General features: G+C 69.2%; 15 protein-coding genes. 9 read left to right on the forward strand and 6 right to left on the reverse strand.

Going from position 1 to position 17,499, the window contains the following annotated elements:
• Window positions 1-21: 21 nt before the first annotated feature.
• The gene (locus tag HWX00_RS11065; RefSeq protein ID WP_034189553.1) at window positions 22-855 is read left to right on the forward strand and encodes an oxidoreductase; all 834 of its coding nucleotides are present in this window, start codon (window positions 22-24) and stop codon (window positions 853-855) included.
• 153 nt (window positions 856-1,008) lie between these two features.
• Window positions 1,009-1,845 carry an alpha/beta fold hydrolase gene (locus HWX00_RS11070; RefSeq protein WP_034189573.1) on the forward strand — a complete coding sequence of 279 codons (837 nt, stop codon included), beginning with the start codon at window positions 1,009-1,011 and terminating at the stop codon, window positions 1,843-1,845.
• A gap of 103 nt (window positions 1,846-1,948) precedes the next feature.
• Here HWX00_RS11070 and HWX00_RS11075 read toward each other — a convergent pair whose 3' ends face one another.
• The gene (locus HWX00_RS11075) at window positions 1,949-2,869 is read right to left on the reverse strand and encodes a LysR substrate-binding domain-containing protein (RefSeq protein WP_175028482.1); all 921 of its coding nucleotides are present in this window, start codon (window positions 2,867-2,869) and stop codon (window positions 1,949-1,951) included.
• A gap of 164 nt (window positions 2,870-3,033) precedes the next feature.
• Here HWX00_RS11075 and HWX00_RS11080 point away from each other — a divergent pair, with 164 nt between their 5' ends.
• Window positions 3,034-3,684 (forward strand): LysE family translocator, encoded by a 651-nt coding sequence (locus HWX00_RS11080; protein ID WP_124610147.1) that lies wholly within the window; start codon window positions 3,034-3,036, stop codon window positions 3,682-3,684.
• 84 nt (window positions 3,685-3,768) lie between these two features.
• On the opposite strand, the gene HWX00_RS11085 is transcribed toward HWX00_RS11080, so the two are convergent.
• Complete coding sequence (locus tag HWX00_RS11085; protein WP_034189556.1) at window positions 3,769-4,476, reverse strand: DUF3142 domain-containing protein; 708 nt, start codon at window positions 4,474-4,476, stop codon at window positions 3,769-3,771.
• 7 nt (window positions 4,477-4,483) lie between these two features.
• Complete coding sequence (locus HWX00_RS11090) at window positions 4,484-6,655, reverse strand: PA5441 family protein (protein WP_175028483.1); 2,172 nt, start codon at window positions 6,653-6,655, stop codon at window positions 4,484-4,486.
• 450 nt (window positions 6,656-7,105) lie between these two features.
• Here HWX00_RS11090 and HWX00_RS11095 point away from each other — a divergent pair, with 450 nt between their 5' ends.
• The 3 genes from HWX00_RS11095 (at window position 7,106) to HWX00_RS11105 (ending at window position 10,185) form a co-directional block, all read left to right on the forward strand.
• Complete coding sequence (locus HWX00_RS11095; RefSeq protein WP_175028484.1) at window positions 7,106-8,626, forward strand: hypothetical protein; 1,521 nt, start codon at window positions 7,106-7,108, stop codon at window positions 8,624-8,626.
• Window positions 8,627-8,658: 32 nt separating this feature from the next.
• Complete coding sequence (locus tag HWX00_RS11100; protein WP_051701020.1) at window positions 8,659-8,985, forward strand: hypothetical protein; 327 nt, start codon at window positions 8,659-8,661, stop codon at window positions 8,983-8,985.
• A gap of 147 nt (window positions 8,986-9,132) precedes the next feature.
• Window positions 9,133-10,185 (forward strand): AraC family transcriptional regulator, encoded by a 1,053-nt coding sequence (locus tag HWX00_RS11105; RefSeq protein WP_175028485.1) that lies wholly within the window; start codon window positions 9,133-9,135, stop codon window positions 10,183-10,185.
• A gap of 21 nt (window positions 10,186-10,206) precedes the next feature.
• On the opposite strand, the gene HWX00_RS11110 is transcribed toward HWX00_RS11105, so the two are convergent.
• Together HWX00_RS11110 and HWX00_RS11115 are read right to left on the reverse strand one after the other, a co-directional pair.
• Window positions 10,207-11,622, reverse strand: a complete 1,416-nt coding sequence (locus HWX00_RS11110) for a hypothetical protein (RefSeq protein ID WP_034189560.1) — start codon at window positions 11,620-11,622, stop codon at window positions 10,207-10,209.
• Between the two features lie 129 nt (window positions 11,623-11,751).
• A complete protein-coding gene (locus HWX00_RS11115; RefSeq protein WP_175028486.1) occupies window positions 11,752-12,513 on the reverse strand; it encodes a 2-keto-4-pentenoate hydratase in 762 nt (253 codons plus the stop codon).
• Window positions 12,514-12,809: 296 nt separating this feature from the next.
• Between HWX00_RS11115 and HWX00_RS11120 the strand changes: the two genes are divergently transcribed.
• The 3 genes from HWX00_RS11120 to HWX00_RS11130 are packed head-to-tail and all read left to right on the forward strand — an operon-like array spanning window position 12,810 to window position 15,291.
• Entirely contained in the window at window positions 12,810-13,289 is a 480-nt protein-coding gene (locus tag HWX00_RS11120) for a universal stress protein (protein WP_034189562.1), read from the forward strand.
• A gap of 15 nt (window positions 13,290-13,304) precedes the next feature.
• The gene (locus tag HWX00_RS11125) at window positions 13,305-13,496 is read left to right on the forward strand and encodes a DUF2964 family protein (protein ID WP_034189563.1); all 192 of its coding nucleotides are present in this window, start codon (window positions 13,305-13,307) and stop codon (window positions 13,494-13,496) included.
• A gap of 58 nt (window positions 13,497-13,554) precedes the next feature.
• On the forward strand, window positions 13,555-15,291 hold the full coding sequence (locus HWX00_RS11130) for a site-specific integrase (protein ID WP_175028487.1): 1,737 nt from the start codon (window positions 13,555-13,557) through the stop codon (window positions 15,289-15,291).
• A gap of 62 nt (window positions 15,292-15,353) precedes the next feature.
• Here the strand turns inward: HWX00_RS11130 and HWX00_RS11135 are convergent, their stop codons facing one another.
• Window positions 15,354-17,384, reverse strand: coding sequence for an SMI1/KNR4 family protein (locus HWX00_RS11135; RefSeq protein ID WP_175028488.1), 2,031 nt, complete (start codon window positions 17,382-17,384; stop codon window positions 15,354-15,356).
• Window positions 17,385-17,499 lie beyond the last annotated feature (115 nt).

Raw genomic sequence — 17,499 nt, forward strand, 5'->3', positions numbered from 1 at the left:
CGACATTCGGGAGAAGCACACATGGCATCCGGCAACATCATGCTCATCACGGGCGTCAGCAGCGGATTCGGTCGCGCGCTGGCGCAGGAGGCGCTGGCGGCCGGTCACACGGTGGTCGGCACCGTGCGCAGCGCGCAGGCGGCACGGGAATTCGAGGCGCTGTCCGCGCATGCGGCGGTCGCACGCGTGCTCGACGTGACCGACTCCGATCGCATCGACGGCGTCGTCGCGGACATCGAGGCGAACGTCGGGCCCGTCGACGTGCTGGTGAACAACGCGGGCTATGGGCACGAAGGGATCATGGAAGAAGCGCCGCTCGCGGAGATGCGCCGGCAGTTCGACGTCAACGTGTTCGGCGCCGTCGCGATGATGAAGGCGGTCGTGCCGTTCATGCGCGAACGCCGGCGCGGCCGCATCCTGAACATCACGTCGATGGGCGGCCACATCACGATGCCGGGCATCGCCTACTACTGCGGCAGCAAATTTGCGCTGGAAGGCATTTCCGAATCGCTCGGCAAGGAGCTCGAGCCGTTCGGCATCGCGGTGACGGCCGTGGCGCCGGGATCGTTCCGCACCGACTGGGCCGGCCGCTCGATGGCGCGCACGCCGCGCTCGATCGCCGACTACGACGCGCTGTTCGACCCGATCCGCCAGGCGCGCGAGGAAAAGAGCGGCAAGCAGTTGGGCGATCCCGCGAAGGCCGCGCGGGCGATGCTCGCCGTCATCGGCGCCGACCACCCGCCCGCGCATTTGTTGCTCGGCAGCGATGCGCTGCGGCTGGTGCGCAACAAGCTGTCGGCGCTGGACGACGAAATCCGCGCGTGGGAGGCCGTGACGGTCTCGACGGACGGCTGACGCGCGCGGTGCGCGGGGCAAAACGGCGCGTTCGCTTCCTGCGGGTGGATGATTGGCCCGGGCATGTCACCGTCGAATCGGGTTTCACAATAATCCCCGATAATGGTCGTCGGCCAGTGCGCCACGTTCATTCACCTCACAGGAGTCATCGCGATGCCATACGTCACCACGAAGGATCACGTCGAGATCTTTTACAAGGACTGGGGCCCGAAGGATGCGCAGCCCATCGTGTTCCACCATGGCTGGCCGTTGTCCAGCGATGACTGGGATGCGCAGTTGCTCTTCTTCGTGCAGAAGGGCTATCGCGTGATCGCGCACGACCGGCGCGGCCATGGCCGCTCGGCGCAGGTCTCGGACGGCCACGACATGGATCATTACGCCGCGGATGCATTCGCGGTCGTCGAGGCGCTCGACCTGCGCAATGCGGTGCATATCGGTCATTCGACCGGCGGCGGCGAAGTCGCGCGCTATGTCGCGAAGCACGGCGAGCCGGCCGGCCGGGTCGCGAAGGCCGTGCTGGTGAGCGCGGTGCCGCCGCTGATGCTGAAAACCGCATCGAACCCCGAAGGCCTGCCGATCGAGGTGTTCGACGGTTTCCGGAAAGCGCTCGCCGACAATCGCGCGCAGTTTTTCCTCGACGTGCCGAGCGGCCCGTTCTACGGGTTCAACCGGGAAGGCGCAACCGTGCATCAGGGCGTGATCCGCAACTGGTGGCGCCAGGGCATGGAAGGCAGCGCGAAGGCGCACTACGACGGCATCAAGGCGTTCTCGGAAACGGACCAGACCGACGACCTGAAGTCGATTTCCGTCCCGACGCTCGTGCTGCACGGTGAAGACGACCAGATCGTGCCGATCGCGGATGCCGCGCTGAAGTCGGTCAAGCTGCTGAAGAACGGCACGCTGAAAACCTACCCGGGTTATTCGCACGGAATGCTGACGGTCAATGCGGACGTCCTGAACGCCGACCTGCTGGCGTTCGTGCAGGCATAACGACGTCCGGCGCACGCCTGCCTGCGGCGGGCGGCGTCGCGATGCGCGGCTGGCGATCCGTCGCCCCCGTTGAACGGGGCGGCGCGATGGCCGGCCGCGCGTTTCAGCCCACCCCGTTGAAGCGGACGCCCGGATGCGCGAGGCGCGGCATCCGGGCGGCCAGAAACGCATGCAGTTCGCGCACCTGCGCGGCCTTGCCGGAGTCTTCCGGCCAGACGAGGTAGTACGCGTCGCCGGTGCCGACGGCCGTCTTGAACGGCAGCACGAGCTGCTTCTCGTCGATCGCCTTCGCGCACAGCGCGAGGTCGCCGATCGAAATCCCGTGGCCGGCGATCGCCGCCGCCATCCCCTGTTCGAGCATGTCGAACACCTGCCCGCGCGTGATGTCGACGTCCAGAGCGTGGCCGCTGCCCTGGAGCCAGCGGCGCCAGTCGCGCCGGTCGGGCGACGGGTGGATCAGCTCGCACGCGGACGGGTTCGCTCGTGCGACCGTCGCGGTCGCGCGCGAGCACACCGGAATCAGCCACTCGTCGAACAGCTTCACGCAATGCGTGCTTTCGCCGAACCCGCCGGCGCCGAGCAGGATCGCGCAATCGTAGGATTCGCTGAAGAAATCGACGGTATCGACATCCATCCACACGCTCGCGATCTGCACTTCGAAGGCCGGCCGCGTGGCGCGAAACGCGGCGAGTGCGTCGAGCAGCCAGCGCATCGTGAGCGTCGACGGCGCCTTGAGCCGCAGCACGTCGCGCTGCGTCCGGAACAGCATGCACGCTTCCTCGACCTGCCGGAAGCCGCGCCGCAAGCCCGACGCGAGGATGTGCGCTTCCGCCGTCACGGTCATCTTCGGCCCGCGCCGGACGAACAGCTTCCGGCCGAAGTAGGCCTCGAGCGTCTTCACGTGCTTGCTGACCGCGCTCTGCGTCAGGCTCAGTTCCTCGGCGGCCAGCGTAAACGAGCCGGTGCGCGCGGCGCTTTCGAATGCGCGCAGTGCGTAGACAGGGGGAAGCGGTTTGGCCTTCATGGGTTTCGAATATGAATAAAACTCATGTCATGCGGCAGGATTTTCCGCTTTTCGTCAGTGTCCCGGACGCGTGATACTCCGGGAAAGGCGAAATTCGGTATGCCGGGCTTCCATGATGCCACCGTGACCGGCTCGCACGTCGAACGGTAGAACAACTTTTTGTCATGTCACTCCATTACCCGCTGCTGTTCGCCTATCTTGCCGCGATCGTGCTGCTCATCGCGACGCCCGGCCCGGTCGTCATGCTCGTGACGGGCACCGTGGCGCGACGCGGTTTCCGCCAGGGCATGCTGACCGCGGTGGGCGCGAATGCCGCGAGCCTCGTGATGATCGCGGGCGCGATGCTGATGGTGTTCGGCGTCGTGCTCGTCAGCGATCGCCTGCTCGACGGGCTGCACGTGATCGGTTGCGTGTTCATTGCGGTGCTGGCGATCCGCAGCTTGCTCGGCGAATGGCGCACCGGCCGCATGCGCGGCGGCGACGATGACGCGCGCGCCCAACGGGAACCGCGGCCGCGCGGCTTGCCAGGCGTCGTGCGCGGCTTTCTCGTCGGCATCGCGAATCCGAAGGACCTGCTGTTCTTCGTCGCGTTCTTTCCGCAGTTCGTCGCGATCACGCCGGATTCGCGCGTGAGCCTGGCGATCCTGGCCGCGCTGTGGATCGCGGTCGATTTCACGATCCTGACCGGCTACATGGCCGCGATCAATCATCCGCTGCTTCACCGGAAGCAGCGCTGGATCACCGCGGCATCGGCGTTCGCGCTGCTCGTGATCGCGCTCGCGGGGCTCGCCGGCACGATCGCGCGTGCCGCGTAGGACATTGGCGATCTGCGTGACCGGCGCCGCGTTCGCGATCACGCGTGAGGAGCGACGGCAGGCGGGCCGGCCCGGTTCCGGCCGCTAGCCGTTGCGCAGGAACACGACGTAGCCGCGAAACCACGGATTCGACGCGAGGTACGGCGGCGCGTCCCACTCGCCGCCCTGGATCACGCCGATGCGAAACGGCAGCTGCAGCCGCGCGACGCGCGGCAGGTAGTCCGCATAGTCGCGAATCGTGCTGCGCCCCTGGTAGGTCTGCACGACCACTTCGTCGACGATGCCCCTGAGCTGGTTGACCTGGTCGGTATCGATGCGGCTGCTCCAGTCGAGCAGCCCCGTGATGCTCAGCCGGCAATCGGCGGGCAGGCTCGCGCGCAGCGTCCGCAGGAATTCGAGGTAATCCTGCAGATGGCGCGTGCGCGCGTCGAAGTCGATCTGGATGCCGGTGATCGTGCGGCCCGACGCGCGCCAGCGCTCGAGCTGCGCGAGCATGATCTGCGTCACGCGCGGCGTCCAGCGCAGCGTGTGCGCACGATAGACGAGCCACACGCGTGCGCGGGGCGCCGGCGGCAGCGCGACGCCCTGCGCGATCACGCGGACTTGCGATTCGTCGCGCGGCGCCGCCTCGATCTGCCCTTGCAGCACGTAGACGGTGCGCGCGTCGCGCACGACCGCCTGCGGCTTCACGCCCGCCCACAGCCAGAACGCGTCGTACCGGGCGGCGTCGACGGTGCCGCCCAGCGCGACGCGCGCGGCCAGCAGCAGCGCGACGCACGCGATGCGCGTCATGCGGCGCTCACCAGTAGTAGCGGAGCTTCTGCGCCCACGGGCTGCCCGGATAGGCGGTCTTCAGCGTATCGAACCAGCGCTTGCGCGTATTCTTCGGCACTTCCTTGCCGCCGCATTCGTTGCTGCCCGACGGCGCATAGCACTTGATCGCGCGGTAGAACGCGTAGGCGCGGTCGTTCGGGTTCGCCTGCGCATCGGCCATCACCGTCACATAGCTCGACATCCGCTCGTACGGCTTGCCGGCGAACTGCGACGGCGCGTTGCCGAGGGTCGGCGGCGCCGTGCGCGGGGTGCTCGACGGCGGCGCGTAACGCGCCCACGGCGAAGCATCGCCCTCGAGGTTGGCCTCGAGCGGATTGAGTCGCACGAAATCGGCGAGACAGTTCAACCCTTTCGCGTCGGCGGGATTCTGCTGGAGTACCGTCGCGATGTCGCGCGCGGACGGGCACGTGTAGCCGTCGTCTTTCCGCGGGCCGGCCGCGACGAACGGCTTCAGCGGGTCGGCCGGCGTGCCCGACACCAGCGCGGTATCGGCGATGAACTCCGCGTAGTGCGAGCGCGTGAGCTCCTTGTACAGCAGCGTGTACAGCGCGGCGTCGCGCAGCGCGGCGCCGGCCGCCGGGTTTTGCGCCTGTGCGCGCAGCAGGTCCGCATTGGCCGCGCGCCTCAGCAGGACCGCGCGAATCGCAACGTTCTGCACGAGCGAATCGTCGGCGAACACGTCGTTGACGAGCCCGGCCTGCTCCAGGTTGATCGCGAGCGCGAGTTCGAGCGCTTCGCGCTGGAAGCGGAATTTCGCGAGCGGGATCAGGTCGCGCCACAGCTGGCGTGCCTTGTCGCTCTGGCCGCTGTCTTCCAGCGCGAACGCGCGCAGCGCCTGCTGGCTCAGGCCGAAGTAGTCGAGCGGCGCGGCGGGCGTCTGCGGCAGCAATTCGAGCGCGGCCTCCGGCTTGTGCCCGATCTGCACGTACCAGGTCGCGAGCAGATAGTCGTACAGCACGGGCGCGTTCGCGAAGCGCGGCTTCTGCGCCTGCAACTCGTCCAGCGTGATCGGCTTGCTGCTGCTCGAATCGCCGCTGTCCGACACGCGCATGCGCATCAGGTCGACGGTCGCGAGCACGGTCGGCGACTGGATCTGGCGCGCGTCGAAATCCGGTCCGAACAGCAGCTTGCTGTCGAGTTCGTTCGCCAGCTGCATCAGCGGCACGTTCGACGTCGCCGGCGACCAGCGCGCGAGCGCGTGGCCGTAAAGATCGGCCTGCTGCGTCACGTTCCCGCCGAGCCACGCGACCCGTCGCAACAGCCCCGTCGCGGACACCGCGTAGCGCCCCTGCGGATACACCTTCAGGTAGGTGCGAAACACCGTATTCGCGGCGTCGAGCGACACCTTCGTCACGCGCGCCCGCGTCGGCGTCGGGCTGTCGTTGTCGAACACGTTGGCCTGCGCGGCGTTCAGCTGCGCGCGCCCGGCCATGTAGAGGCCGGTTTCCTTCAGCCACGGGTTCGCACTGTGCGACGCCTGCGCGAAAGACCGGGTCGCGGTGAGAAAGTCGGCGCGGTAGAACGCGTTCGTGCCGTCGAGGTACGCGGCGAACTGCTGGCCGAGCGGCGACTTGACCGGCGGCTTCGTCCAGACGGCGCTCGCGCCGCCGGCGGCACAGGTCTTCTGCGCGATGTCGGCGCGTGCCGTGCGCAGCCGCACGGCTTCGTCGGCGGGGAGGCCGCCGGCGCCGGTCAGTGCGTCGTTGAACGCATCGGCGCCTGCGTTCATGCTGCGGCAGATGCTGCCTTCGCCGTCGGCATACCGGTTCGACGAGGCATCGGCGTCCGGCGTGCCACCGGTTTTCTCCGGTTCCTTCTGGCCGATATAGATCCATCCGGAGAAGTCCATCGGGAACGGCACGATGATCTGATTGATCCGGTCTTTCGCCGGGATGGTCTTCGGGTCCGGAAACACCTGCGCGACCCTGGCGCTGTCGACCATCATCAGCATCGCGTTGACGCGCGTGTCGTTGGCGGGGCTCAGCATCGGCAGGTTGGCGCACGAGTAGCCGGATTGCCGGAGCGTGGTCGGCGCATAGCAGCCGTCGTCCCCGCTGGCGTGGGCGGCCGGAATCCAGAGCAGGCTGGCCGCCAGCGCGGCGAACAGGTTTCGGTGCAGCAATGGGTTGCTTGGCATTTTTCTTGTGCTGGGTAGGGGGCCGCGATGGCCGGGTCTCTCAGGCGGGGCGCGTCGCCCCGGCGCGTATCGTACCTCACGGCCGGTAACGGTTGCCGGCACGCGCAGGCCGGTCGCGTCGATCGCCGCCGGGTGAAACGGAAGTCCACCCAGTGTGGACGCAACGCCACCTTGAATCGGGACTGCCTGAATTAAGATGCAGCCGGCAGTGACGGACATCCGACGGTAGACGACCTGTCGTCGTCCTCGCTGCCCGACGGGGGGGCCGTCTGCCGAAAGCGGCGTTCGCACCGATCCTAACGACGGCTTCGATCATGACAGGGGCGCGAACGAATGCCGGTTTCCATGCCTTTTAAATAGTATTGCTTATCAATCTTTCGGGCGGTGCGATGCGTGTTTCTCCGCATCGCAGACGCGCGTGCGCCGGCAAATGAAAACAAGAGGATTCCGATGAAACCCATTACATGGATGGTCATGGCAGCCGCGCTCGCGCTGACTGCATGCGGCGGCGACGACGTCGCGCCGAACGGCGGCGCGTCGCTGTCGACACCGAACACGCCCGGTTCTCCTTCCGGTTCGACCTCGCCCGGCGGCGGTTCGAGTGGCGGCGGTGCAAGCGGCGGCCCGACGGGCGGCGGGACCGCGCAACCGCAGGCCGGCTGGTCGCAGGCCGCGGCGGTCGACGGCAAGGGGCCGGAGGGCGAGCCCAGCGTGACGATCGACGCGAGCGGCAACGCGCTTGCGACCTGGATGACCAACGGGCCCGCCGGCGCGAACGGCAACGAGATGTGGGGCGCGCGCTATGTCGCGGGCTCGGGCTGGGGCAGCGCGACGCGGCTCGACACGGGCGACGGCTCGCATTCGATGAACACGACGAGTTCGAGCCCGCCGCAGCTGGTCGGCAACGCGAGCGGGCAGGCCGTCGCATTCTGGACCGAATGGAAACCGGGCCCCAACACGTACGCGCTGTGGGCGCGCCCGTACAGCCCGGCCGGCGGATGGGGCGCGGCATTCGAACTGGTGCCGGACGTGGCGGGTTCGACCTATTCGGCCGGGATCGACAGCCAGGGCAACGCGCTCGTCGCGTGGACGCAGTCAATCAGCCTGCTCGATACGCGTATCGCGTGGTCGCGCTACACCCCGGCCGGCCAGTGGTCGCCGGCGGCGGTGATCCAGATGCCGGTGCAGACCGGGCCGGGTGCGGTGACCGGCGACACCGACAACGTGCGGCCGATGATCTCGGTGCTGGCGTCCGGCCGTGCCGTGCTCGCGTGGCGGCAGACCAACCATACGCACTCGGCGCTGTGGACGGCCACGTACGACGCGACCAACGGCTGGACCAACGTGAACCAGGCCGTGTCGAACACGAGCCTGTTCACGACGATCATCTCGCCGGTGGCCGGCATGGACGCGAAGGGCAACATCACGCTGCTCTGGGGGCAGATCGACGTGACGAACGGGAAGATCTACACCGCCACGATGTCGCAACGCTATGTGTCCGGAACCGGGTGGCAGCCCGCGCAGCCCGTTTCGCCGGCGATCGTCGAGCCGACGGGGTTCATCGCGACGCCGATGCTGACCGTCAACGACAACGGCGTGGCCGCCGCGATGTGGGCGGAAGGCGGCGCGGCGCTGCAGGTGAGCGTGTCCGATGCGAGCGGGAACTGGGGGCCGCTGCAGCGGCTGACTGAACACCTGAACGGCGCGGCAGGCCAGTACCCGCCGCTCGTGATCGATGCGGCCGGCAACGTGACGGCCGCCTGGCAGGACACCGGCTTGCCGGGGGCATCGGCCGTCATCGCGGCCAGCTACCGGAAGGGCGCATGGAGCGCGTCGACGGTGGCGGCACAGAGCGCATCGTGGCCGGCGCTGGCCGTCAACGCGACGGGGGCGATGGCGCTGGCGTGGCTGTCGTATGTCCCGAGCGTCGGCAGCCAGGTGCAGGCAAGTTTTTACACACCGGGCTCGTAACGGGTTCGCGCCACGAATTTGAAGGAGAAAACATGAAAAGAACCTTGCATTGCACCGTCGGGACCGCCTTGGGCGTCACGGTCGCCGCCCTCGTGCTGTCCGCATGCGGCACGACGCAGATGAACATGGTCGACGTCCAGACGTCGACCGCGAAGACGCTCGGGCTCGCGTCGTCGGACGAGATCACCATCGCCAACGTGCAGTACGCGAAAAAGGACGGGCTGGGCGGCCAGAAGGTGAGTTACGACGCGACGACCGGCAAGGGGCGGCGTTTCGGCTGCACGGTGTTCATGATTCCGGGGCTCACGCCGCTCGATCGGCCGACGTACAACAACTGGGAATGCCATCCGCAACGCTGATGGCCGCGGTGACGACGGCGCCCGTCAGCGGGCGCCGGCCGACCGCTTGAATGGACGAATGGCCGCGTCGGCCTTGCGCCGGCGCAATTTGGTCCGATAATCGACGAACCGATTCCTCCTTTTCCACCGGTTCGATAAAAAACTGTCATGGATCAAGCGGCATTCGTCCCTGTTTTCAAGTTTCGCACGATCGACTATCCCGAGCCGGACCGGTTCCACGTCTGGGTCAAGGACATGCTGTGCGATTACCGGCTCGATGACGACGGCGGGCTTGGCCCGTTCGACGCGGAGGCGAGCGGCGCGGCAATCGGCCCGCTGATCCTGTCGGGCCGGCAATGGCGCTCGCGCGCGCCGACCTATACGGTTCGCAGGACGCCGCGGCGCATCCGCCTCGACGGGCAGGATTCGATCCGCTTCACGCTGCTGCTCGGCGGGCGGCTCGCGAGTCATACGGGCGGCCCCGAGCTGGTCAAGCGCGCCGGCGATCTGTTCGTCTACGATGTCGCGCAGATCAACGACTGTCGGGTCGACGCCGGCGACGTGATCAGCCTCGTCGTGCCCCGATACCTGTTGCCGGGTCATGCGGCGCAAGCGCACGGCCAGACGCTGACGAGCGGCGTGGGCCGCCTGGTCGCGGACCAGATGCTGTCGCTGTTCCGGAACCTGCCGAACCTGCGCACGCACGAAGTGCCGAGCGTCGTCCAGTCGATGTTGCTGCTGCTGGCCGCGGCCGTGGCGCCCACCGCGCAGGCGTTGAGCGATGCGCGCGGCCCGATCGACCATGCGCTGGTCGACCGGGTGCGCCGCTACATCGACGTGCACCTGCTGGAGCCGGACCTCACGCCCGAGCGGATCTGCCGCGACATCGGCGTGTCGCGGGCGCGGCTCTATCAGTTGTTCAAGGAGGAGGGCGGCGTGATGCGGCGGATCACGCGCAGGCGGCTGCGTCATGCCTACCACGTGCTGGGCGATCCGCAGCGCCGGCACCGGCGCATTGCCGAGATCGCCTGGGCGCACGGCCTCCCCGACGAGAAGTATTTCCACCGGCTGTTCAAGGCGGAGTTCGGCCATACGCCGAAGGAAACGCTCGAGTACGCGGCCGCGCCGGTGCTGCTGCCTTGCGGCGCAACCGACGCGCGATGGGCCGACGGCGGCCGGCTGGCGGGGTGGACGTTGCCGTTCGGCGTGCTCACCCACTGAGCGGACCGGGCCGCTCGTCGGTCATGCGCACACGCTGCTGGCGACCTCCCCGTCGTCGGCGTCGCCGATCGCGGCCCGCAGGTCGTCGATCGCCACCATCAGTTCGCGCACCTGCCGCAACGACGGATACTGATGCAGCACGGCGTGCCATTGCGGCACGGTCAGCAGCGCGTGCCAGATGACGCCGAGGCCGTCCGGATCGGCATCCGGGCGCTGCTGCGCGAGCGCGCTCGCGTATTCGAGGCTCGCCTGCGCCGACAGCAACTGCATCCGGCTCCCGGCGCCCAGCAGGCGCGGTGTCGCGTCCGCGGCGGCGTCGCAGCAATAGAGCACTTCCCGTTGCAGCGCGGCGGCGTCGGTGGTCAGCGCGCGCAGCGACGCGCCATGCACGCGCACCGTGCCCTGGTGCGTCTCGAACGCGTAGACCGTGTCCGGATCGGCCTGCGCCAGCAGGTTCAGGCCGCGCAGCAGCCGCGGCAGATCGGTCGTCGCGGCATCGGCGGACGCTTTTGCTTCGACGAGGAAGCGGACGTTCCATGCGGATGCCGCGTCGTCGCTTCGTGCGCGTTCGAGCAGGATCGCGTCCCACTCGGTCTTGGCACGGTCGTGGCGGCCGGGGATCGATGACGGCACGCGCATCGACGTGACCACCCGGTAGGACCGCTGCCCGTCCACCGCTTCGAGCCTGCCGGCCAATGCGTCGAGCGCCTGTGCCGCGAGCGCCTCGACGGCCGCGCCGCGCTGCTGGGAGGCAACGCCTTGCGCGACCGCGATCGTGCTGCCTTCGAGCGGCCCCTGGCGGACCCACAGCGCGCGGTAGCGGCGGACGTCGTCGTCGGAAGCCAGCCTGTCGAGATGCAACAGGCGTTCGAGCGCGGGGCTGTCCTTCAGCTTGACGATGTCCTGCTCGAAAGCGGTGTCGGTCGCCATCTCGGGCAGCGCGAGCAGTTGCCGCAGCGTCGCATGAAGGTCGGCCCACGACGCCGTGGTGGCGGCCGCATGCAGTCGCGCGAGCGCGTCGCGTTGCCACGTCTGGGCGCTGCGTTCGAGTTTGGCCGGGTGCGCGATCGCATTGACGGCCGAGTACAGCGCGCGCCGGTCCTGCTCGGCGTGCGCGGACAGCGACGCATATTCGCGCACGTTCGGCGCATCGTGCCGCAGTACCGATGCCTGAAACGACGGATCGCCGGATCGAGGGTCCATCGCGTCGCGGATCATCCGCGCGAGTGCATCGATGAAGCGCTGCCGCAATGCCGTGCCGGGCGCCTCGCCGTCCGCCCGCATCCGGCGCGCTTCCTCGATCACGATCGCGAGGGCGGTGGCCGGAGGCGTGGCGTCGGTCAACGACGCTGCGCTGTCGAGCGGCGGCAGCCGGTAGCGACGAGCGACGATGCGCAGGGTTTCGTCGAGCAGGGCGGGCAGCGGTGTCAGCGACATGGCGGGTTAGGGCGTAAAGGCGGTTCGCGGGGGGCGGCCTTCGGGCCGGAACGCGCGACGTTGTGCAACGGTATCACGGCGGGCGGCAGGTGCACGGCGCCGTGCGCCTGCCGCCACGCGCCGGATCGATCACGCCGTCAACGTCACCGACAGGCTGCCGAGCTCGCCGAAGCGAACCGTCAGCGCATCGCCGAGCGGCACGTCGATCGCACCCGCATACGAACCGGTCGTCACGATCTGCCCGGCGCGCACCACCTCGCCGCGCGCCGCGAGGAAATTGACGAGCCACACCAGCGGCTTGAGCGGATCGCCGTCCGGATGGCGGCCGTCGATCGTGCGGTTCAGCGCGCCTTCGAACGACAGCGCCAGCGTCTCGAGCGGCACGTTCAGCCCGTCGGGCACGACCGGGCCGACGCACAGCCCCTGGTTGAATTGCCCGTCGGCCAGCAACTCGAACTTCGACGCGCGCGCGGGCTCCGCGTAGCGGCAGCCGAGCACCTCGAGCACGATGCGCACTTCGCGGATCGCCGCGCGCACGTCGCTTTCTTCATAGGGCCGCGCGCGCGTGGGCAGGTCGCGGTCGAGCACGAATGCGATTTCCGGTTCGATCCGCACGATCGGACCGCCGACGACGCGGTACGGCGCATCGGCTTCGCGGATCGTCGACGCGAAGATCGGCGCGAGGATCACGCGGTCGGGCGGCGGCAGCGCGCATTTCCATCCGCCGACGGGTTCGCCGAGCAGGTCGGCCACGCGCTGCTGGATCGCGAGCGCGGTGTCGACGTCCTCGGGGCGCAGCGCATCGGGCAGCAGCGGGCCGGGCGAGCCGGCATGGCGGGCGGCGACGAGATGCTGGGCGGCGCCGTCCACGCGTTCGGTAGTCGTTGTCATGTCGGTTGAGCGAGTTGAAAGTGGGGCCGGCAAAAAAGGGCCGGACGAAAGTCGCACATCCGATGATAGCGCCTTCGGCGCGATGGCCGCTCGAAAGCCCCTCGGCGGGCCGGTCGTCCGCCCGGTTCGCCGCGCTGCCGACGACGCAAGGGGCCGGTCCTGCGTCGCGTCGGTTTGCCGCATGCACGGTTCCGGCCGGGGTTGACGATCGTCAATATCCGGCCCCCGCGTCGGCCGATGATGGTGACATGGCCGCGTGCGAGGGGGCGCGCGGCGTTCACCCCAGCGAGGTTCGTATGTACGAAAAGATCATGGTGGCCGTCGACGGCAGCGCTTCGTCGAAACGGGCGCTGGCCGAGGCCGTGAAGGTGGCGCTGGCGGCCGGCGCGCACGTCAGCGCCGTGTACGTGGTCGACAAGTCGGTGTTGTTCACGTATGCGGGACGTTTCGATCCGCACGCGCTCATCGAGGAAATCCGCGACGACGGGCGCAAGGTGCTGCGCGAAGCCGAACAGGTCATCGCGCTGGCCGGCGCGAAGGGCGAGGCCGAACTCGTCGAGACCGAGAGCATCGGCGAGGATATCGCGGAACGCCTGCAGCGCTACGTGAAGGAACGCGGCATCGATCTCGCGGTGGTCGGCACGCACGGGCGGCGCGGTATCCGCCGCGTGCTGCTCGGTAGCGTCGCCGAGCACTTCGTGCGCGGCGCGAAGTGTCCGGTGCTGCTGATTCGCGGCGACGATGCCGACGAGCCGGCGGCTGCCGCGGCAGCGTAACGCGGACGACGCGCGATGATACGTCGCCAGTACCGCATCGTCGTCGCGGCGATCGCCGTGTTCGTGTCGCTCGCCGGGATGATGGCCGTCGTGACGGGCTTGCTGTTCGATACCCCGACGGCGCTGCGCGGCGGCGCGATCGCGTTGATCGTCGGCGTGGCCGGCTTCGTCGTGATGCTCAATCCCGGGCCGAAAGGCGAGGAGTGACGCCGGGACGCGCGGCCGCGTGTACCCGGCCGCGCACGCTTCTGTCAAACTGGCGCCCATGAAACCGCGCCTCATTTCACCGCCTTCCTCCGATGCCGCGCCTGCGCCCGCAGGCTTTCCCGACGCCGACGAACTGGCCGCGCTGCGTGCGTGGTACGCGGGCATGACCGTGCGCCAGGCCGTCGAACGCTACCTGCCCGATCGCCTCGGCGCAGGACGGTCCGCGCGCGGCGTGATCGGCGCCATTCGCCGCCGCCTCGTGCGCGTCGCGCGGCTGGCCGGCCGCCCCGATCTCGCGGAACGGCTCGGCCATCCCAACGGTGAGCGTGTGCGGGAGGCCAAGGCCGCGACCGAAGCAATCGGCCTGCTGCGTCACGCGCGCGCGCCGTTGCCGCAGATCAGCGACGACGTCGGCCTCTGGCTGCCCGCGCGCGCGGTCGTCGCGCTGCGGGCGCACGGCATCGCGACGCTGGCCGACCTGACGGTACGCATTCCGCGCCGGCGCCAGTGGTGGACCGCGATCGCGGGCCTCGGCGTGGCCGGCGCGCGGCGCATCGAGGCATTTTTCGCCGAGCATCCCGACCTGACGGAGCGGGCGCGCGCGCTGATCGCCGCGACGCCGCGCGGCAGCATCGTGCCGTGGGAGCAGTTGAAGCTGCCGCACGAGGTCGACGGCTCGGCCGGCACGTTCCGCGCGCCGCACGCGACCAGCACGCTCGACGCGGACAACGATTACGCGGCCGTGCACGCGTGGCTGTCGCTGCACGAATCGGCCGCGACGCGGCGTGCATACCGCAAGGAAGCCGAACGGCTGATCCTGTGGGCCATCGTCGAGCGCGGGCGCGCGCTGTCGTCGCTGACGACCGAGGATGCGGTCGCCTATCGCGCGTTCATCCGGCGCCCGACACCGCACGAACGCTGGGTCGGGCCCGTGCGGCCGCGCGGCGCGCCCGACTGGCGGCCGTTCTCGGGCGCGCTGTCCGCGCGGTCGGCGGCGTACACGCTGTCGGTGCTCGGGGCGTTGTTCCGCTGGCTGATCGAGCAGCGCTACCTGCTCGCGAATCCGTTCGCGGGCGTGAAGGTGCGCGATACGCGCGGCGCGAACGCACTCGACACGTCGCATGCGTTCACCGAAGGCGAGTGGCTGCTGGTCCGCACGATCGCCGACGGCCTCGAGTTCCGGACGCGCGCGGCTGACGGCGCGCCGCAGCCGGGCTGGACGCCGGCCGCCGCGCAACGGCTGCGCTTCATTCTCGATTTCGGCTATGCGACCGGGCTGCGCGCGAGCGAGCTGGTCGGCGCGACGCTCGGCGGCATCGAGACGGATGCGCACGGCGACGCGTGGCTGAAGGTGATCGGCAAGGGGAGCAAGGCCGCCCGCGTCGCGCTGCCGCCGCTCGCGCGCACGGCGCTCGACCGCTATCTGGTCGCGCGCCGGCTGCCGGTCACACCGGTGCGCTGGCGGCCCGATACGCCGCTGATCGCGAGTCTCGCGGAAGACGAGGCGGCCGCGATCACGAGCGTGCGGCTGTGGAAGGTGATGCAGCGCTTCTTTGCGCAGACGGCGGATGCCGTCGAAGCCGATAACCCGGCGCTCGCGCAGAAGCTGCGGCAGGCGAGCCCGCACTGGATGCGGCATACGCATGCGACGCACGCGCTTGCGCGCGGGGCCGAGCTGACGACCGTGCGCGACAACCTGCGGCATGCGTCGATCTCGACGACGTCGATTTATCTGCACGGCGACGACGTGAAGCGCGCGCGGCAGATGTCGAGCGCGTTTGCGGCCGACAAGTAAGCGGATGGCGCGGCGGCGCTCGCGCCCGTTTGCACCCGTTTGCACCCGTTTGCGCGAGCCGGTCAGTCGGCGGCCGGGCCGTCGCGTTCCGCCGCCACGCGTGCAAGCCATTCCGCGTAACTCGATGCGACGCGCTCACGCAGTTCGTCGTCGTGCCACACGCGGATCACCTGGCCGCTCACGCCGCCTTGCGCGGGATCGAGGTCGATGCAGAGATGATTGCCGCTGCCGTCGTGCGTGAACGGAATCCACTTGAGGTTGTACCAGTCGTCGCGGACGCCGGCATCGGGTTCCGACGTCATGCCGGCGAAATCGCCGCCGGAAACGAGTGTCCGCCAGATCGTCCATTGCGCGACGATCTCCTGCGCGCCGAGCAGCGCATCGCTTTCGGTGAAGACGGCGTCCGGATCGGCTTGCCCGTCGTGCAGCCGGAGGCTGTCGATCACGTCGTCGGGCAGCGTCGCGCCCAGTGCGGCAGGCAATTCGGCCAGCACATGATCGTCGGCCGGCCCGTTCAGGCCGCCCGGCAAGCTGGCGGGATGAGCGGCGATCGCGCGTTCGATGCGTTGCCACGCTTCGCGAACATCAGGCGTCGCGGGGCCGGCAACCGGTACGTCGGGAGAAGGTGAGGTCTGCCGCGGTTGCGCCGGAACGTTCGCGGTTTCGTCCGGCGTCACGCCGGCGTGCGAGGCGCGCGCGCCCGTGCCGTCCAGCCGCAGAAACAGAACGGGCGTCCCGGCCGGCAGTACCTCGACGCCCGCCGGGATCGCGACGAGCGCATCGGCCTCGGCGACACCGCGAATCGGCCCGTCGCCCTGGAACGGCAGCAGGCGGACTCGCGATTCGCCGCGTTCGGTGGCGGACAGGCAGCCCCATCGCATCCCGTTGCATTCGGCATCGGGTTCGATGTCGTGCGCGGTCGGCGCGGTTTCCCAGCAAGGGCCCGGCGCCGCAACATGTTCCAGCAGGTCGAGCACGTGCGGAACGATCGTGTGCATCAGCACGGCGACGCCGCTCGCATGGCCGGGCAGATTGACCAGCACGGCCTGGTCGTAACCGACGCATGTTTCCGTTCGGTAGACGACGCCGTCCGGCCGGGTGGATTGCACGGTCCACTTCGTCGGCGGCGAACGGTCGTCGCTTCGCCCGACATTGAACCGCTCGCCGGGTGTCTGCCTGATCCGGATCGTCTCGCGATCGTTCGCGTAGACCGTCTGCGCATTCAGGCCTCGCATCTCGAACGGCGCGCTCGCCGGCAATCCGGCGCCGACAATCAGGTCGTAGCGCCCGGAAAGCGCGCCCAGCTGTTGCTTGAACGCGCTTTCGTCGCGTTCCGTATCGGGCGAGCACGGAAACGACGAGGGCAACGGCAGGGTTTCCGCGGCCGGCACCGCGTATCCCCATTGCCGCAGTACCGCGCGGAGATACGGACCCAGCGAGTCGAATCGCTGCCAGGGCTCGCGTGCATGGCCCGGCGGCACCACGTCGTACCCCGCGATCACGACGCCGATCCGCGGCCGCTTCGTGACGACGACGTCGCGCACGCCCGCGGCTATCAGCCCCGCCAGCCGTGCGGGCGTGATCCGCATCCCTTTCGCGAGCAGCACCTGTCCTTTCCGGAATTCGCTGCCGACGGCGATCACGTGCTGTCCGGCCGCGAGCGGCGCATGGAAGCGCAGGCGTGCGCCCGCGTTCCCGTCGATCCATCGATGCTCGGCCTTCGGCGCAACCGCGTCGGCGTGCGCCGGCATCGCGACGTAGGCCGGAATGCCGGCCGCTTGCCGTGCGTCGAGTGCGCGGGCGGCCGGGCTGGCCGTTCGCGACGCCAGCGGGGCCAGCCGGAGTTCGCAATCGAGCTCGACGGGTTCGCGGCGGGAGGCCGTCGCGGTATCGGCCGCGCGCAGCGCGTAGCCGTCGCAGGCGGCGAGCGGAACGGACGGAACGTCGTCGGGGGCGATGACGTCTTCAGCCGTGACGCGCCATGCGGCGTCGTCGACCGGAACCGTCTCGCGCCGCATCGCGCCGGGGACGAGAGACCGGCATCGTTCGTAGGCTTGCCCGAGCCATGCGGGAAGGTTGGCGGGTACGCTCATCGACATCCTCGTCGTGATTCGTGATGCTTCATTGTGCGGCCTGATCGCCGGCGCGTCGCGCCCGACATACGATCGAGGCCGGATTTTCGTGAAGCGCCATTGGACGATTCATCGC

Source organism: Burkholderia seminalis DSM 23518 (genome assembly GCF_902832885.1).
GTDB classification, from domain to species: domain Bacteria; phylum Pseudomonadota; class Gammaproteobacteria; order Burkholderiales; family Burkholderiaceae; genus Burkholderia; species Burkholderia seminalis.

Excerpts from the sequence above, each read along its gene's own strand:
- HWX00_RS11065 (WP_034189553.1), top strand. The coding sequence starts at position 22 with ATGGCATCCGGCAACATCATGCTCATCACGGGCGTCAGCAGCGGATTC.
- HWX00_RS11070 (WP_034189573.1), top strand. The coding sequence starts at position 1,009 with ATGCCATACGTCACCACGAAGGATCACGTCGAGATCTTTTACAAGGAC.
- HWX00_RS11075 (WP_175028482.1), bottom strand. The coding sequence starts at position 2,869 with ATGAAGGCCAAACCGCTTCCCCCTGTCTACGCACTGCGCGCATTCGAA.
- HWX00_RS11080 (WP_124610147.1), top strand. The coding sequence starts at position 3,034 with ATGTCACTCCATTACCCGCTGCTGTTCGCCTATCTTGCCGCGATCGTG.
- HWX00_RS11085 (WP_034189556.1), bottom strand. The coding sequence starts at position 4,476 with ATGACGCGCATCGCGTGCGTCGCGCTGCTGCTGGCCGCGCGCGTCGCG.
- HWX00_RS11090 (WP_175028483.1), bottom strand. The coding sequence starts at position 6,655 with ATGCCAAGCAACCCATTGCTGCACCGAAACCTGTTCGCCGCGCTGGCG.
- HWX00_RS11095 (WP_175028484.1), top strand. The coding sequence starts at position 7,106 with ATGAAACCCATTACATGGATGGTCATGGCAGCCGCGCTCGCGCTGACT.
- HWX00_RS11100 (WP_051701020.1), top strand. The coding sequence starts at position 8,659 with ATGAAAAGAACCTTGCATTGCACCGTCGGGACCGCCTTGGGCGTCACG.
- HWX00_RS11105 (WP_175028485.1), top strand. The coding sequence starts at position 9,133 with ATGGATCAAGCGGCATTCGTCCCTGTTTTCAAGTTTCGCACGATCGAC.
- HWX00_RS11110 (WP_034189560.1), bottom strand. The coding sequence starts at position 11,622 with ATGTCGCTGACACCGCTGCCCGCCCTGCTCGACGAAACCCTGCGCATC.
- HWX00_RS11115 (WP_175028486.1), bottom strand. The coding sequence starts at position 12,513 with ATGACAACGACTACCGAACGCGTGGACGGCGCCGCCCAGCATCTCGTC.
- HWX00_RS11120 (WP_034189562.1), top strand. The coding sequence starts at position 12,810 with ATGTACGAAAAGATCATGGTGGCCGTCGACGGCAGCGCTTCGTCGAAA.
- HWX00_RS11125 (WP_034189563.1), top strand. The coding sequence starts at position 13,305 with ATGATACGTCGCCAGTACCGCATCGTCGTCGCGGCGATCGCCGTGTTC.
- HWX00_RS11130 (WP_175028487.1), top strand. The coding sequence starts at position 13,555 with ATGAAACCGCGCCTCATTTCACCGCCTTCCTCCGATGCCGCGCCTGCG.
- HWX00_RS11135 (WP_175028488.1), bottom strand. The coding sequence starts at position 17,384 with ATGAGCGTACCCGCCAACCTTCCCGCATGGCTCGGGCAAGCCTACGAA.